This window comes from Mycobacterium sp. THU-M104 (genome assembly GCF_049197365.1).
Lineage (GTDB): Bacteria > Actinomycetota > Actinomycetes > Mycobacteriales > Mycobacteriaceae > Mycobacterium.
On record NZ_JBMIOP010000185.1, the window covers coordinates 1 to 14,906 of the forward strand.

Annotated in this window: 10 protein-coding genes and 1 tRNA gene; 4 read left to right on the plus strand and 7 right to left on the minus strand. The window is 68.2% G+C overall.

Annotated elements, in window-relative coordinates; genetic code table 11:
• Nucleotides 1-275: 275 nt before the first annotated feature.
• Nucleotides 276-1,706 carry an MFS transporter gene (locus ACOJVU_RS14705; protein ID WP_421530448.1) on the minus strand — a complete coding sequence of 477 codons (1,431 nt, stop codon included), beginning with the start codon at nt 1,704-1,706 and terminating at the stop codon, nt 276-278.
• 1,494 nt (nt 1,707-3,200) lie between these two features.
• Here ACOJVU_RS14705 and ACOJVU_RS14710 point away from each other — a divergent pair.
• Together ACOJVU_RS14710 and ACOJVU_RS14715 are read left to right on the plus strand one after the other, a co-directional pair.
• The gene (locus tag ACOJVU_RS14710; RefSeq protein ID WP_421530449.1) at nt 3,201-4,406 is read left to right on the plus strand and encodes a PPE family protein; all 1,206 of its coding nucleotides are present in this window, start codon (nt 3,201-3,203) and stop codon (nt 4,404-4,406) included.
• A gap of 85 nt (nt 4,407-4,491) precedes the next feature.
• Entirely contained in the window at nt 4,492-5,664 is a 1,173-nt protein-coding gene (locus tag ACOJVU_RS14715; RefSeq protein WP_421530450.1) for a PPE family protein, read from the plus strand.
• A gap of 6 nt (nt 5,665-5,670) precedes the next feature.
• Here ACOJVU_RS14715 and ACOJVU_RS14720 read toward each other — a convergent pair whose 3' ends face one another.
• Nucleotides 5,671-8,040 carry an amino acid permease gene (locus tag ACOJVU_RS14720; protein WP_421530451.1) on the minus strand — a complete coding sequence of 790 codons (2,370 nt, stop codon included), beginning with the start codon at nt 8,038-8,040 and terminating at the stop codon, nt 5,671-5,673.
• A gap of 229 nt (nt 8,041-8,269) precedes the next feature.
• A tRNA-Asn gene (locus ACOJVU_RS14725) sits at nt 8,270-8,342 on the minus strand.
• 149 nt (nt 8,343-8,491) lie between these two features.
• Between ACOJVU_RS14725 and ACOJVU_RS14730 the strand changes: the two genes are divergently transcribed.
• Nucleotides 8,492-8,770: a hypothetical protein gene (locus ACOJVU_RS14730; protein ID WP_421530452.1), complete on the plus strand. Its 279-nt coding sequence runs from the start codon at nt 8,492-8,494 to the stop codon at nt 8,768-8,770.
• Here ACOJVU_RS14730 and dnaG read toward each other — a convergent pair.
• Both dnaG and ACOJVU_RS14740 read right to left on the minus strand, forming a co-directional pair.
• Nucleotides 8,745-10,721, minus strand: coding sequence for a DNA primase (gene dnaG, locus ACOJVU_RS14735; protein ID WP_421530453.1), 1,977 nt, complete (start codon nt 10,719-10,721; stop codon nt 8,745-8,747). The two genes, ACOJVU_RS14730 and dnaG, sit on opposite strands and share 26 nt — an antisense overlap.
• Nucleotides 10,722-10,911: 190 nt before the next feature.
• Nucleotides 10,912-12,177, minus strand: coding sequence for a deoxyguanosinetriphosphate triphosphohydrolase (locus ACOJVU_RS14740; protein ID WP_421530454.1), 1,266 nt, complete (start codon nt 12,175-12,177; stop codon nt 10,912-10,914).
• An 83-nt stretch (nt 12,178-12,260) separates the two neighbouring features.
• Here ACOJVU_RS14740 and ACOJVU_RS14745 point away from each other — a divergent pair, with 83 nt between their 5' ends.
• A complete protein-coding gene (locus tag ACOJVU_RS14745) occupies nt 12,261-14,264 on the plus strand; it encodes a TPM domain-containing protein (protein WP_421530455.1) in 2,004 nt (667 codons plus the stop codon).
• Between the two features lie 141 nt (nt 14,265-14,405).
• Here the strand turns inward: ACOJVU_RS14745 and ACOJVU_RS14750 are convergent, their stop codons facing one another.
• Both ACOJVU_RS14750 and ACOJVU_RS14755 read right to left on the minus strand, forming a co-directional pair.
• A complete protein-coding gene (locus ACOJVU_RS14750) occupies nt 14,406-14,690 on the minus strand; it encodes a WXG100 family type VII secretion target (protein WP_421530456.1) in 285 nt (94 codons plus the stop codon).
• A gap of 53 nt (nt 14,691-14,743) precedes the next feature.
• On the minus strand, nt 14,744-14,906 hold a 163-nt coding region (locus tag ACOJVU_RS14755), incomplete at its 5' end, for a WXG100 family type VII secretion target (protein ID WP_421530457.1).

Consider the following 14,906-nt stretch of genomic DNA (forward strand, 5'->3'; position numbering starts at 1 on the left):
TCGAACTACTGCCCAAGCAAGCAAAAGACAAACTCCTGCAGCTTTCCATCCAGCTGCATTCCACCGGACCAGAGGTCACAGAACGCTTCCTGCAGGAGGCGTAACAGCCTGTCAAGCGCACAGCCTGTCAAGCGCACAGCCTGTCAAGCGCAGGGGCCGAGTGGGACCATGTCTCCTCGGCCCCTGCGCTGTGTTGACGTGCCGTGTCGACGTGCCGTCTCGCCTGCTGTCTGGAAGAGGAATTCCCGGCGGCAGGGGTCAGGGCGACGAAGATGTCAGGTGTTGACCGGCACTTCCGCGCGGGTCTGGACCGGCACCACCGGCGGTGCCACCACCTGGTTGTCGTGGTTGTCGTGCGGTCGTACGTAACGCGCCCACGCCAGCACGGCGGCGGCGATGTAGCACCCCAGGAAGATCCAGAACGCGGGCGTCTCGGTACCGGCGCGGTCGTAGGACTGCCGCAGCACCAGGTTGATCCCCACGCCCCCGAGCGCGCCGAACGCGCCGGCGAACCCGATCAGGGTGCCCGACCTCACCCGTACCCAGAGGCGGCGTTCGACATCGCTGACGTCCAGTTGGCGGCTGCGTATGTCGAATATCGCCGGGATCAGTTTGTAAACGGCACCCTTGCCGGCACCGGAGAAGATGAACAGCCCGATGAAGCCGATGATGTAGCCAGCAAGCGTGAAGCCCGTCACGGGATCGCCGTCGCCGCGGGTGAGGTCGTCGTGGGTGCTGACGGCCACCAGGAACCCGCCGCCAAGAATCATGCAGGACAGTAAGGTCAGGGCGACGTGGCCGCCACCGAAACGATCGCTCAACTTGCCGCCGTACACGCGCGCCACCGAACCGAGCATCGGCCCGATGAAAGCGATCTCGGCGGCATGCAGTGACGCCTGCCCGTGGCTCTGGCCACTGGCGACGAAGTTGTGCTGCAACACCTGCCCGAAGGCGAAGGCGAAACCGATGAACGAACCAGAGCAGATCAGATATAGCATCGCAACGCTCCACGAGTCGCCGACCTTGAGGACCTCTTTGAGGTGGCTCATGTCGATGCGGTAATGCAGGTTGTTCATGAACAGCGCCGCACCGAACCCGCCCAGGGCCAGCAGCACCAGGTAGACCGCGCAAACCAGGTACGGCGCCTCGTGACCCGCGGTGGCCAGCACGAGCAGACCGACCGCCTGGATGGCCGCCGACCCCAGGTTGGCGATCCCGCCTGTGAGCCCCATCGCGAATCCCTTGAGCCGCTGCGGGTAGAAGGTTTCCGCGGTGGCAAGCGATGCCGAGTAATTGGCTCCCCCGAGGCCGGTCAGCGCGGCACAGACCAGATACGGCCACAACGGCAGACCGGGATGGGCCAACAGCACGATGGTGCCGGCCGTGGGGATCAGCAGCACAGCCGAGGAGAACACCGCCCAGTTGCGGCCGCCGAATCTGGCGCCCGCCATCGCATAAGGGATGCGGGCGACCGCTCCGACCAGGGATGCGGTAGCGCCCAGCAGCAGCTTGTCGCCGGTGCTGAAACCGTACACGTCATGCGGCATGAACAGCACCATGACCGACCAGAGGTACCAGACCGAAAAAGCCACGTGCGCGGTCACGATCGACCAGATCAGGTTGCGGCGGGCGATGCGGCTGTTACCGGCACTCCAGGCCACGGCGTCTTCTGGATCCCAGTCCAGGATGCGACGCGTACTTGCCATGCGGTACTCACCTTTCACAATGTTCCTTTCACAATGTCGGGCCTTTCACAGCCTCGGGCGACAAGCGACCACTCCTCGCGCAGCGAGCGGCTACCGTGCAGTGGGCGTGTCGGTGGGCTTGTCGGCGCTACGGGGCTTGCACTCCGAAAAAACCTGGCAGTTCTATCATTTGGTTGGCGGCCAACCGCGCGGCCAACCGCGCGGGAGAGAAACATCGTGTTCGGCGCGCACCCCACCCGACTGGTGCTCATCCAGGGGCGAGAAACGACACGAGACATCAGCTGACACTTGTTGCCCTCCGCGTCACACCCGGCCGATCGTCATCGGTCGGCCGGTTACCGGTCTGTGCTACAGGACCTAGGACCTACTGGCGGTCGACATTGACGCGCGATCGTGGCGGGCCCGGCGCCACAGTGCGTCGACCCGTTTCGGACACCGTCCGCAAAACCTTGCGGGACACGTTCGGATGCACCGTCTCGGCGACACACTTCACTGATCGACAGTTAATCCCAACCACCGCGCCCCGACAACGCGGATCGGCCGATGTACAGGATATCCTCAGTTAATTTCGTCGAGACGTCCAGCCGGCCACGCTGTGACCGATCCGAGAACATGATTACCTGGCCACGTCCGCGAAAGCTCACAAAGCGTCTTCGGCTCCAGTGAGAACACCCGAGACTAGCAAATCGTCGTCATGGGAACGGCCCCGGCTCGAAATGCGTCCAACCCGCCTCCCTGTTTTCCGCCCACATCGATCCACGCAGCGATCCACGCAGCGGATTCACGAGGAGATCCACGCGGAGATCGCCGCGGTGCGTCGAACACGCATCGGCCGCAGATGGATCCGGCATGTGTAACGGGCCATCCCGCCTGCCGACGGCAACGATCCTCCCCGGCACAGCGGCCGGTTCGCGGAGAGCCCCGGTTCCCGGAGAGTGCGGATAGTGATGCGGATAGTGATGTGGGACAACGCCTCCCCAACGCCTCCCCAACGCCTCCCCAACGCCTTGCCAGGGCCGGTCCGCCGCCACCGCCGTTCCACCGACGACGCCCTGGGTAACAGACCGCTCGCGGTCAACTGGATATAGCGATGAAGTTAGCTGGCAATCTCCTGTACATCGGCCATTGGACGTTGCCGGGCAATCCCGGGTGGTCTCTACTGGCATTAATAGTTACTACGTGCAATGTTGGTCGCTACGAGCAGTGAAGTACGGAAGCTTTGCCTCAGCAGGAAGAGTGCCTCCCGCCTCACGAGGTACCCTGACCTGGCAAGGCATGCTGGCGGTGGGGCCCGCCACAAATGCGCGTCACCGTCGACCCGCCAACGGTCCCTTCGGAACAGTGAGTGTACGGCTGCTCAATGATGCAGCAGCCGCGGTGACCCGGAGGAGCACAAGTGGACGTTCGATCTTCTCGATTTTCCTCGTGCCCGCCCCACGAGGTGCCTTTGCCCCGGGCCGACGCTGACGCGCCGCGCGCGAGCGGGGAACACTGATGCTGGACTTCGGGGCACTGCCGCCGGAGATCAATTCGGCACGGATGTATGCCGGTAGCGGCTCGGGTCCCATGATGGCCGCCGCCGCGGCCTGGGACGTGCTGGCCAACGGCCTGGAGTCGGTGTCGCGCGGCTACTCGTCGGCGATCGCCGTGCTGCAGGGCGAGAGCTGGTCCGGCGGCGCATCGGAAGCGATGAGCACCGCGGTCACACCCTATGTGGCGTGGGTCGCGACGGCCGGGGCCAACGCCGAGGAGGCCGCCAGCCGGGCGCGCGCGGCCGCCGCGGCCTACGAGACGGCGTTCGCCGCGACGGTGCCACCGCCGCTGGTCACGGCCAACCGCACCCAGTTGTCGAGATTGCTCGCCAACAACGTCTTCGGGCAGTACGCCGCGCAGATCGCGGCCACCGAGGCGCAATACGAGCAGATGTGGGCCCAGGATGCCGAGGCGATGTACAACTACGCGGCTTCCTCGTCGGCCGCCACCACGCTGAGCCGGTTCGGCCCGCCGCCGCAGACCACCAGCGCCACCGCGCAGCCCGCCCAGGCCGCCGCGGTGGCCCAGAGCACGGGCAACGCGGCGGCGGGCAACGCCCAGACGAGCCTGTCGCAACTGATCTCGAGCGTGCCCCGACAGCTGCAGTCCCTCGCCTCCGCGGGGTCCGCGAACCCCGCACAGGGGGTAGGGGATCTATCGATACTCACCGCCTTCGACGCGTTCAACACCCTCACCGCGCCGGTGGACCTCGGCGCCGGCCTGAGCCGCACGGTCACGTCCGGCGGAAGCTTCGGGACCGGGCTGCAGCGTGTCGGGCTGCAGGGCGGCTCCTCCCTCCCGTCCGCAATCGGGGGGGCCAAGGGGGCCGCGTCCGGCGCCGCCGCCGCGGGTTTGGGACACGTGCCCACACCGGTGGCCGCCAGTGCCGGCACTGCCGGCACACTGGGCAAATTGTCGGTCCCGCAGAGCTGGGCGACGACGAACCCGTCGGCCACCACCGTCGCCGAACCGCTCTGGCTCTCGGACTCCGACATCAGCGGGGGCCCCTCCTGGGAGGAAGTGACTCCCGCGACCAACATGTGGAACGGCGTGCCCGCAGCCGGCACGGGCACCAAGTCGAGCGTGGTATCGGGTTCCACGGTCAACAACACGCTGCGGGTGGGGCCGCGCAAGTTCACCATGCCCCGCCCCTCCCTCGGCGGATAGCAGCCAGCCCACCACCTCAACGCTGAGTTAACCCGCCCCGAGGTCCCGGGGTGCTTCTTGACGGACGGTCGAGAAAGGAATGCCGATGTTCGATTTCGGGGCGCTGCCGCCCGAGATCAACTCGGCACGAATGTATTCCGGGCCGGGTTCGGCGCCGATGATGACGGCCGCGTCGGCCTGGGACGCGCTGGCCGCACAACTGGAGTCCTACGCGGCCGGGTACGCTTCGGCACTTGTTGAGCTACAAGGACTCTGGTCCGGTGGCGCCGCGTTGGCAATGGCCGGCGCGGTAGCGCCCCACGTCGCCTGGGCGACGACAACGGCGGCACAAGCCGAGCAGACCGCCGGCCAGGCACGCGCCGCCGCGGCCGCCTTCGAGGCCGCCTTCGCCGCCACAGTCCCGCCGGAAGTGTTGGCCACCAACCGTATTCAGTTGGCCGTGCTGGTGGCGACCAACTTCTTCGGCCAGAACACGCCGGCCATCGCGGCCACCGAGGCACAGTACGCCGAGATGTGGGCCCAGGATGCCGCCGCGATGTACGTCTATGCCGCGTCGTCGTCGGCCTCGACCGTTCTGGCGCCGTTCACCCAGCCACCACAAACCACGACCGCGGCAGGCCCCGGCGAACAGGCCACCGCGGTGACAAAGACCACCGGAACCTCGGCCGGAGAAACTCAGACCACCCTGGCCGAGCTGATATCGGCTCTGCCGAACCAGCTGCAGACCCTGGCGACGGGGATGTCAACGAACGCGACGACAGCGAATCCGGCAGCTTTGTTGGGGTCCACACCCGTGGTCACCGCCTTCTCCTACCTCGACATACTGGTCGGCCCGTTAAGGATCATGTACGAGATTCCCTACACCACGTTCTCGGCGGGCCACTACCAGACCGGTTTGATTCTGCGCGACCGTCAGCTGGCCAAGATCGCCGCCAAAGCGGCCGCCGAAGAGGCCGCCAAAGGGGTCGGCGCGGTGGGCGGTCGCGGCCCGGTGCTGGCGGCGGTCGGCCAGGCGGCGCCGGTGGGAAAACTGTCGGTTCCGCCGAGCTGGCTTTCGGCCAATCCCGCAGACGGCGCGGCGGTTCGGCCGGTCGCCGTGTCCGACCACGGGTTCGGCGCGGTCCCGGCAGCGGCGGCGCAGCAGCCGTCGAACCTGGTGGGCGGCCTGCCGTCCGGAAGGTCCGAACCCGCCGCCACCGTCGTCCTGCGCAACGGGCGCCGGCGTTTCAGGATGCCACGCCCGCCCTACGGCGGGTGACCGCGTTCAGCCCGGCTGTTCGCCGCCGTCCGATTCGCCGGCCTGCGCCGGCTCGTCGATCACGTGATATGCCGGGTCGACCATTGCGATCCGCCGGTCGGCACTCTGGATGGCACTCTGGCGCGCCTTGCCGGTGATCCGCAGCAGCTGACCGGGCTCGATGTCCGCACCCCCACGGCCGGAACGGAACATGACGGTCAGCTCCCCGCTGCTGTCGCCGACGACGCACCGCCGCAGCGTCCGCCCGCGTTCGCTGATGTCCTGGACCTCGCTCACCCGGCCCTCGACAGTCCCACGCTGCCCCGGAATCAGGCCGGCCACCGTGACCACCGACGGCGGCCGCCCCGGGTGCGCGTAGGCCTCGAGCTGCTCCTCGTCGCCCTGAATCACCCACGCCCGCACCTTGTCGATCTCGTGTGCGAGCCGCTGCTCGAGTGCGTCGGGATAGGCCTGCTTGATGCGCGATGCCACATCGTAGGGAACGATCGTGGCCGCCGCGTCCGGAATGAGGCTGAGGGCCTGCGCGATCTTGTCCGCGGTGCGGTCATGCAGCAGCCGGCCCGCCAGCCGGGCGAATGTCCGGCGCGGTAAGAGCGCCGTCACGTTGGTGTCCGGGTGTTCGTCGCGGGCGTCGGCGACGAACACCTGAGCGGCCCGGGTGACGCGCCGGTCCGGGACGTCCACGATTCGCAGCGGCGTGTCGAGTTCGAAGTGTTCCCATCGCTTCCGCAGTTGCGCGGCGTGGGCCCCGTCGACCATGAAGTGGACCGCGGTCAGCTCGTCGGCCCGCAGCCCCCGGCCGTAGCGCAACGCTTCGATCACCGCCAGGTCCACCGAGTCGACGAACACGAACACCCGGTGCCGCGCATACTTCATCAGCTCGGGGCGGTCGGTGCGGAACATCTCGAGAATTGCTGCCTCGGAACGATATTCGCGGTTGAGCCGGACGAGCACGAACACCAGCACCGGGAAGACGACGACCACCAGCCACGCGCCCTCGGTGAACTTGGCCACCGCGAAGATGCCGACCACGACCGTGGATAGGATCCCCGCGGACAGGTTGATCGCCAAGCGCTTCCGCCAGCCCGGAGCGCGGTGGGTCAGATGGTGTCTGGTCATCCCGTAGCCGGCCATCGAAAAGCCGGTGAACACGCCGATCGCGTAGAACGGGACCAGTGCCCCCACCGAGCCGCCGGTCGCCACCAGTAATGCCACCGACAGCGCGGTGAGCATGACGATGCCGTTGGAGAACACCAGCCGGTAGCCGCGTTTCGTGAGTTGCCTTGGCAGGAAGCGGTCCTCGGCGACGAAGCTGGCCAGCGCCGGGAATCCGTTGAAACTGGTGTTGCCGCCGGTGAACAGGATGGCCGCGGTCGACACCTGCAGCAGCATGAACAGCGCATCACCGATCATCCCGTGACCGAAGACCGCGCGGGCGACCTCGGACAACATCGACGGGTATTCGGACACGTAGGGCGTGGCGTGAGTGGCATACGCCAGGAAGGACAACCCGGCAAGCAGAAAACCCAGAACGCACGCCATGGTGGTGAGCACCCGGCGCGCGTTGACGCCCTGCGGCTTCGGAAAGACGTTGACGGTGTTGGAGATCGCCTCGACGCCGGTCAGCGAGGACCCGCCGTTGGCGAACGCGCGCAGCAACACCAGGACCGTCGCGCCCATCACCAGCCCGTTGCCCTGATGGAGCGGCACCGCGCCCTGGATGTGCTGGGGATCGTAGGTCTGCAGTCCTCCGAAGATCGCGCGAATCACACCGACCACGATCAACAGCGTCATCATGACCACGAACGCGTAAGTGGCCGCGGCGAATCCCCGGCCGGCTTCCCGCAATCCGCGCAGGTTCGCGAAGCACATCATGAGCACCACGGCCACCGTGATCGCCAGGCTGTACGAGCTCAGCGCGGGGATGGCCGACACCACCGCCACGGTGCCCGCCGCCGTCTGCACCGCCACCGTGACCACGTAGTCGATCAGCAGCGCCGCCGCGGCAACCTGCGCGACCCGGGGTCCGAAGTTCTCCCGCGCCACCACATAGGAGCCGCCCGCCCGTGTGTAGGCCATCACGACCTGCCGGTACGACGCGGCCACCAGCACCAGGATCACCAGGATGACGCCGGTGATGGGAAGCAGCAACACGAACGCGGCCAGCCCGGCATGCGGCAGCAGCTCCACCAGAATCTGCTCGGGGCCGTAGGCGGTCGACGAGATCGCGTCGGGTGAAAGCGCACCGAGCGCAACGGGGTTCGACAATCTCTCCGATGACAGGTCCTCGGTGATCAGCGGCTTCCCCAGAAAAAGCCGTTTGGCCAGGTCACCGATCGACAGGGGAACGCGTGGATTGCCCGCCGGAGTAGTCACGCCTACCTCTTTACCCGGTTCGCAACAGCCGTGGACACCCCGGCTAGTGGTCTCGCCCGTAAGTTCGTCGGGGGTCTAGGTCCAAGCCGGTGGTGCCGAGTCTGCGCTGGCGGCGTCGAGACTGTGCTCAGCGCTACTTTTTTCGCGTTTCGGCGCTGCCACCGCAGTCTGTACACCCCAGCGAACGGGCCCGACGAACTTACGGGCGAGACCACTAGCAGGAGCGTTGCTCCCCCGGGAGGACTCGAACCTCCAACCGTTCGGTTAACAGCCGAATGCTCTGCCAGTTGAGCTACAGGGGACTGATCGCGGGACGACTCTAGCGTACCGGGGCACCCGCACCCAACCAGAGGGACCAACCCGCGGGTGCTCGGCGCAGAAGATCGGCCGCGCGGGCACTCCACCGGGTGAGGCAGGATGGAGGGGTCAGTGAGTCGTCGGGAGGAACGCTTTGATCGGGTATGCCGTGGTACTCGGCCTGGGTTACGTGCTGGGCACGAAAGCCGGGCACCGTCGCTACGAACAGATCACCGGCACGTATCGCGCGCTGACAGGCAGCCCGGTGGTCAGGTCGATGATCGAGGGCGGACGGCGCAAGGTCGCCAATCGCATCTCCCCCGATGCCGGATTCGTGGCGCTGACCGCAATCGACGCCGAGACCGCCATCCTCGAACGCGGGCCGGAGCGGACGGATGACGAGGTCCTCACCCGGCCTGATCGTCGCCGCTAGCCTGTTCCAGCAGGCTGCGCCGGTAAGCTTCAAGGGCGACCAGGTCGCCGAACAGTTCGTGGTATTCGTCGCCCTGCTCGATGGGTGACATGCGCTGCAGCCGGGACTTCACGTCGGCGATCTGCCGGCCCATCCAGACCGCCTGGAGCCGCGCGAGCACCGCGGTGATGTGACGCGGTAGCTTCTCTTCATCGGTCGGCATCGGTTCGACCCCGAGCTCGTTGATCAGGCCGGCGGTCAGGGCCGATGTGGTCTGCTTGCGCACCGCGTCAATCCACTCCGCGCCGGTGACGCCCGTCGAGGTGCCGCCTGCCGCCTCAATTGCCGCACGCACCGCTGCGTAACCGGGATGAGTGAAGCACTCTACGGTCAGCGTGTCGAATACCGGACCGGCCAGTACCGGGTACTGCAGCGCCGCTCGTAGTGCCGCACGCTGCTCCCACAACGTCGGGTCGCTCGGGTCAGGACGGGTGGCTCCCATCTCCCGGGGCTCGGCCGGTACAGGAGTCGCAGCAGCCTGGCCGCGCCTACCGACGGCCCCGGGAGCCTGTCGGCCCCCGCGGGCCGCGGCCTTGGGCTGCTTGGCCTGACGCCGGACCCGGTCGATGATCTGAGCGACGTCGTCCCAGCCGACCCATCCGGCGAGCTGGCGAGCGTACTCGTCGCGCAGTGTGGGGTCCTTGATCTGGGCCACCATCGGCACGCAGCGGCGCAGCGCGCCGACCCTGCCCTCGGCGCTGTCGAGATCCGTCTCGGCGAGCGCGGTGCGGATCGCGAACTCGAACAGAGGGGTGCGCCGGGCCACCAAGTCGCGCAGCGCGCCGTCGCCGGACTGCAGCCGCAGGTCGCAGGGATCCAAGCCATCGGGGGCCACCGCGACGAACGACTGCCCGGCCAGGTTCTGCTCGCCGTCGAAGGCCTTGAGCGCCGCGGCCCGGCCGGCCGCGTCGCCGTCGAACACGTAGATCAGCTCGCCGCGAAAGAAGCTGTCGTCCATCATCAGCCGACGCAGCATCCCCAGGTGCTCGTCGCCGAACGCGGTGCCGCACGACGCCACGGCAGTGGTGACCCCGGACAGGTGCATCGCCATGACGTCGGTGTAGCCCTCGACGACGACGGCCTGGTGTCCCTTGGCGATGTCCCGCTTGGCGAGGTCGATGCCGAACAACACCGACGACTTCTTGTACAGCAAAGTCTCGGGGGTGTTGATGTACTTGGCTTCCATCGGGTCGTCGTCGAAGATCCGCCGGGCGCCGAACCCGATCACCTCACCGGCCGAGGTCCGGATCGGCCACAGCAGCCGCCGGTGGAAACGGTCCATCGGTCCGCGCCGCCCCTGCCGGGACAGACCCGCGGCCTCCAACTCCTTGAAGTCGAAACCCTTGCGCTGCAAGTGTTTTGTCAGAGCGTCCCAGCCCGAGGGGGCGAATCCGCAGCCGAAACGGCGGGCCGCCTCGGCGTCGAAGTTGCGTTCCGTCAGATAGCTGCGCGCCGGCGCGGCCTCGTCGGACTCCAGCGCCGCCGCATAGAATTCCGCGGCGGCCGCGTTGGCCCCGACGAGCCTGCTGCGGGTGCCGCGGTCGCGCTGCACGCTGGTGGCCGGGCCGGTGTAGCTGATCGTGAACCCGACGCGGTCGGCGAGCAGTTCGACGGCCTCCACGAAGCTGACGTGCTCGATCTTCTGCACGAACGCGTACACGTCGCCACCTTCGCCGCAGCCGAAGCAGTGGAAATGGCCGTGGTTGGGGCGTACGTGAAAAGACGGCGACTTCTCGTCGTGGAAGGGGCACAGCCCTTTCAGCGAATCGGCGCCGGCGTTGCGCAGCTGGACGTAGTCGCCAACGACCTCCTCGATGCGGACCCGTTCGCGGACGGCGGCGATGTCGCGGTCGGGAATCCGGGCCCGGCCCTGCGGGCGGCCCGCATTCGCCGAACCCACCGGACTGGACATTCGGCTAGTTTAAGGCCCGGTCCGGGGTACCGAGACAGACATCTGGTCGTCGCGGCTGACCGCGTCGGTAACGGTCACCAGGTGGGCCGAGCCTTCCCAACACACCCCGAGCGCCGTCAGGTCGCCGCCGGCAGGCTTCCCGGTGCGCCCCGGCGCCTGGTAGTCCCCGCGGCGACGCCGCCGTCGTCCGCTAAAAGCCGACCTGGCCGGTGTCGATGCGCTCCAGCCGTCCCTCGGTGTAGGACGCGATCTGGTCGACGACGACGCGGAACCGGGCGCGGTCGTCGTCGGCAGCGGTGAACGCGGCGGCAAACATCGGGTCTAGTGTGCGCGGCGCACCCGAATGCAACCACTGCGCCACCCGCGCAATGCGCTCGCGCTGCCGGGCCTGGGCGTCCAGATGCCGCGGATCGGACATGATGAACTGCAGCGCCAGGATCTTCAGCAGGGCGACCTCGGCGCGAACCACGTCGGGCACCTGCAGATCAGCCTGGTAGCGCACCAGCGGTCCGGGGCCCGCCGCGGCGCGTGTGGTCGCGATCGCGGCCGAGGCGAACCGTCCCACCAGCTCACTGGTCAGGCGCTTGAGTGCGACCGCGGCCGCCAGCGTCGCGTCGTACTTGCCGACCGCGGCGACCACCGGCAGCGTCGAAAGTCTGTGGGCGGCCGCCATGAAGTCGTCGGCGCTGACCCGCACGAATTCGCTCTCTCCCAGTTGTGCCAGCGCGGCGGCCTCGTCGTCATCGGCCAGCACGCGCAGATCGATGCGCTGGGACACGACGCCGTCCTCGACGTCGTGCACGGAATAGGCGACGTCGTCAGCCCAGTCCATGACCTGGGCTTCCAGGCACACCTGATCCGCGGGCGCGCGGGCGCGCACCCAGGCCGCCAGCTTGCGGTCCTCCTCGTAGAAGCCGTACTTGCGCCGCCCCGTCGCGCGAATCCACGGATATTTCGTCACCGCGTCCAGAGCCGCCCGGGTCAGGTTGAGCCCCGCGCTGTCACCTTGTGCATCAAGCACTTTGGGCTCGAGCCTGGTGAGGATCCGGAAGTTCTGGGCGTTGCCCTCGAAACCACCGCAAGCGGCCGCCAGCTCGTCGAGCGCGCGCTCGCCGTTGTGGCCGTAGGGCGGGTGGCCGATGTCGTGGGCAAGGCCGGCCATCTCGACGAGTTCGAGGTCGCAGCCCAGCCCGACCGCCATCCCCCGCCCGATCTGGGCGACCTCCAGCGAATGCGTCAACCGGGTTCGGGGGGTGTCACCTTCGCGTGGCCCGACCACCTGCGTCTTGTCGGCCAACCGGCGCAGCGCCGCGCTGTGCAGCACCCGGGCCCGGTCCCGGGCGAAGTCGCTGCGGTGCTGTCCTTCCGTCCCTGGCAGGCCCGCCGTCTTCGGCGCTTCGGTTACCCGCCGCTGACGGTCGACGTCGTCGTAGGGGTCATGCTGATTCGTGATCACCGAGGCACAGTCTGCCAGGCAACGCCGGGTTGGGCCCGGCCTTTGCCGGGCTGTTTCGCCACAGGCCCGGGCTAGATTGACTTATGCGCACCGCTCGGCTGCTCGGCGTGATCGTGGCGATTCTCGGCGCCGGGATGACACTGGCACCCCCTGCCGCCGCGCAACCACCGCAGCGGCTGGCGGGCTACGTCACCGACGATGCGGGCGCCCTGTCGGGCGCCGGGCGCGCCGCGGTGATATCGGCCGTCGACACGCTCTACACCGACCGCCACATCCGGTTATGGGTGGTCTACGTCGACAGTTTCTCCGATCAGAGCGCCGCGAGTTGGGCCCAGCTCACCTACCGCCGCAGCGAGCTGGGCGACAATGACGCCCTGCTGGCCGTGGCGACGAACAGCAGGGCCTACGCCTTCCTGGTGCCGGCCACGGTCACGAGCATCGACGCGAAACAGGTCGACGCCCTGCGGCGCGACAAGATCGAACCCGCGCTGCACGACAACGACTGGAGCGGCGCCGCAGTCGCGGCCGCCGACGGACTCGACACGAAGCCCACGCCGTCGGGTCCGTTGATGCTGCTGGTGGGGCTGGCCGTCGTCGCAGGCGCCGTGACCGTACTGCTGGTCGTGATGCGTTTCCGCCGCAGCCGCCGCCGCGCCGCGGAATTCGCCGCGGCCCGGCGGAGGGATCCGACCGACGCCGACGCGCTGGCCACGGTCCCCCTCGACGCCCTCGACGACCTGTCCCGCTCGATGGTCGTCGACGTCGACAACGCGCTGCGCACCAGCTCCAACGAACTCGCCCTGGCGATCGACGAATTCGGCGCAGAGCGGACCGCACCCTTCAGCCGCGCGGTTGACAACGCCCGAGCGGCGCTGAGCCAGGCGTTCACCGTGCGCCAACAGCTCGACGACGCCACACCGGAGACGCCGCAGGAGCGCCGGGAGCTACTCACCCTGGTCATCGTGTCGGCGGCGCGAGCCGACCGCGAGCTCGCATCACAGACCGAAGAGTTCGAGAAGCTGCGGGACCTGGTGATCAACGCGCCCTCGCGGCTGGACGGGATGACGCGCCGCTACGTCGAACTCACCGCCCGCGTTGTCCCGGCCGAACAACGGCTCGCCGCCCTGCACAACGAATTCGACGCCGCGGCGCTGACATCGGTGTCCGGCAATGTCGCGGCCGCCAAGGAGCGACTGGCTTTCGCCGACCGCACCATCGGCGCGGCCCGCGAATCTGCCATGAAGGCGGTCGCCGGTCAGCAGAGCGCCCTGGTGGACGCGGTCCGCGCCGCCGAGGCGGCGCTCGGGCAGGCCCGCGCGCTGCTCGACGCGGTGGACGGAGCCGCCAACGACATCCGGCACGCCATCGATGAACTCCCGTCGGCCGTCTCCGACGTCCAGGCCGGCATCCAGCGCGCCAACGATCAACTGCAGAAGACACCGAACGGCAAATCGCCCCACGCCGGCGCCCTGGTCGCCGCGCGTGACGCGGCGACCAGGGCCCTCGACAATGCCCGCGGCGCCGGCTCCGCGGACCCGCTGAGCGCCGTCGCCCGACTGTCCAGGGCCGACGCCGACCTGCACGGACTGCTGGACACCGTGGCCGAAGAGCAGGCCAACGCCCAACGGCTCGCCCGCTCGCTCGAGCAGGCGATGTTCACCGCGGAGTCGCGCGTTCATGCGGTGTCGGAGTACGTGGACACCCGCCGGGGCAGCGTCGGACCCGAGGCACGCACCCGGCTCGCCGAAGCCAAGCGGCGCCTGCAGACCGCCCACGACAAGCGTGCGGACGACCCGTCCGAGGCGATCTCACACGCCAACGCGGCATCTGCGCTGGCCGTCGACGCGCAGGCGCTGGCCAGCGCAGACGTGCAGTCCGCTCAGCAGGCCTACACGCGCCGCAGCAGCGACACGGGAGCGATGCTGGGCGGGATCATCATCGGCGACGTCCTCAGCGGAGGCATGCGGGGTGGCTTCGGCGGCTGGAGCCCCACGTCGTTCGGCGGCTCTGCAGGATCGTCCTGGGGCTCTGCAGGCCCAGGCGGATCGTCCGACGGCGACTTCATGGGCGGAGGCGGCCGGTTCTGAGAGTTGAGCCGGCCGACCGCGCCGACCAGCGAACTGGAAAGACACCGCCGCCCCGGACTCTGGAAGCCCGGGGCGGCGGCGAAACGGTGGTCGGGGCGGGCGCGCCAGGGAGCGGTGCGCCCGCCCCGACCGTTGGCTAACTCAGGCCCAGCTGGAACCGACGGCCGAGTCGGTGCTGGCCATGTTGGAACCGGCGCTTTGCACCTTCTGCCCGTGGGCGTTGGCCTGCTCGTAGATCACCTGGAAGTTGCGACCCAACTGCGTGATGAACTCCTGGCAGGCCACCGAACCCGAACCACCCCAGAAGTCACCGGCGGCCAGCACATCACGAACGATCGCCTGGTGCTCGGCCTCCAACGACGCCGCCTGCGCGCGGATCGTGGCGCCGTGAGCGTCCACATCCCCGAACGAATAATTGATGCTCATTGCTTATCTCCTTACACGTGTGAAGGTCTTGAAAGTTTGCGGGATCAGGGACGCTAGCTGCCCAGGAGGTGCTGAGAAGCCTGCTCTTGCTGCTCGTAGTTGTTGGCGTCACGGATCAGCCCGTCCCGCACCCCGTGCAGCATGTTCACGATATTGCGGAACGCCTGATTCATCTGCCCCATCGTGTCGTACGAGGTGGCCTGCGCCTGCCCACTC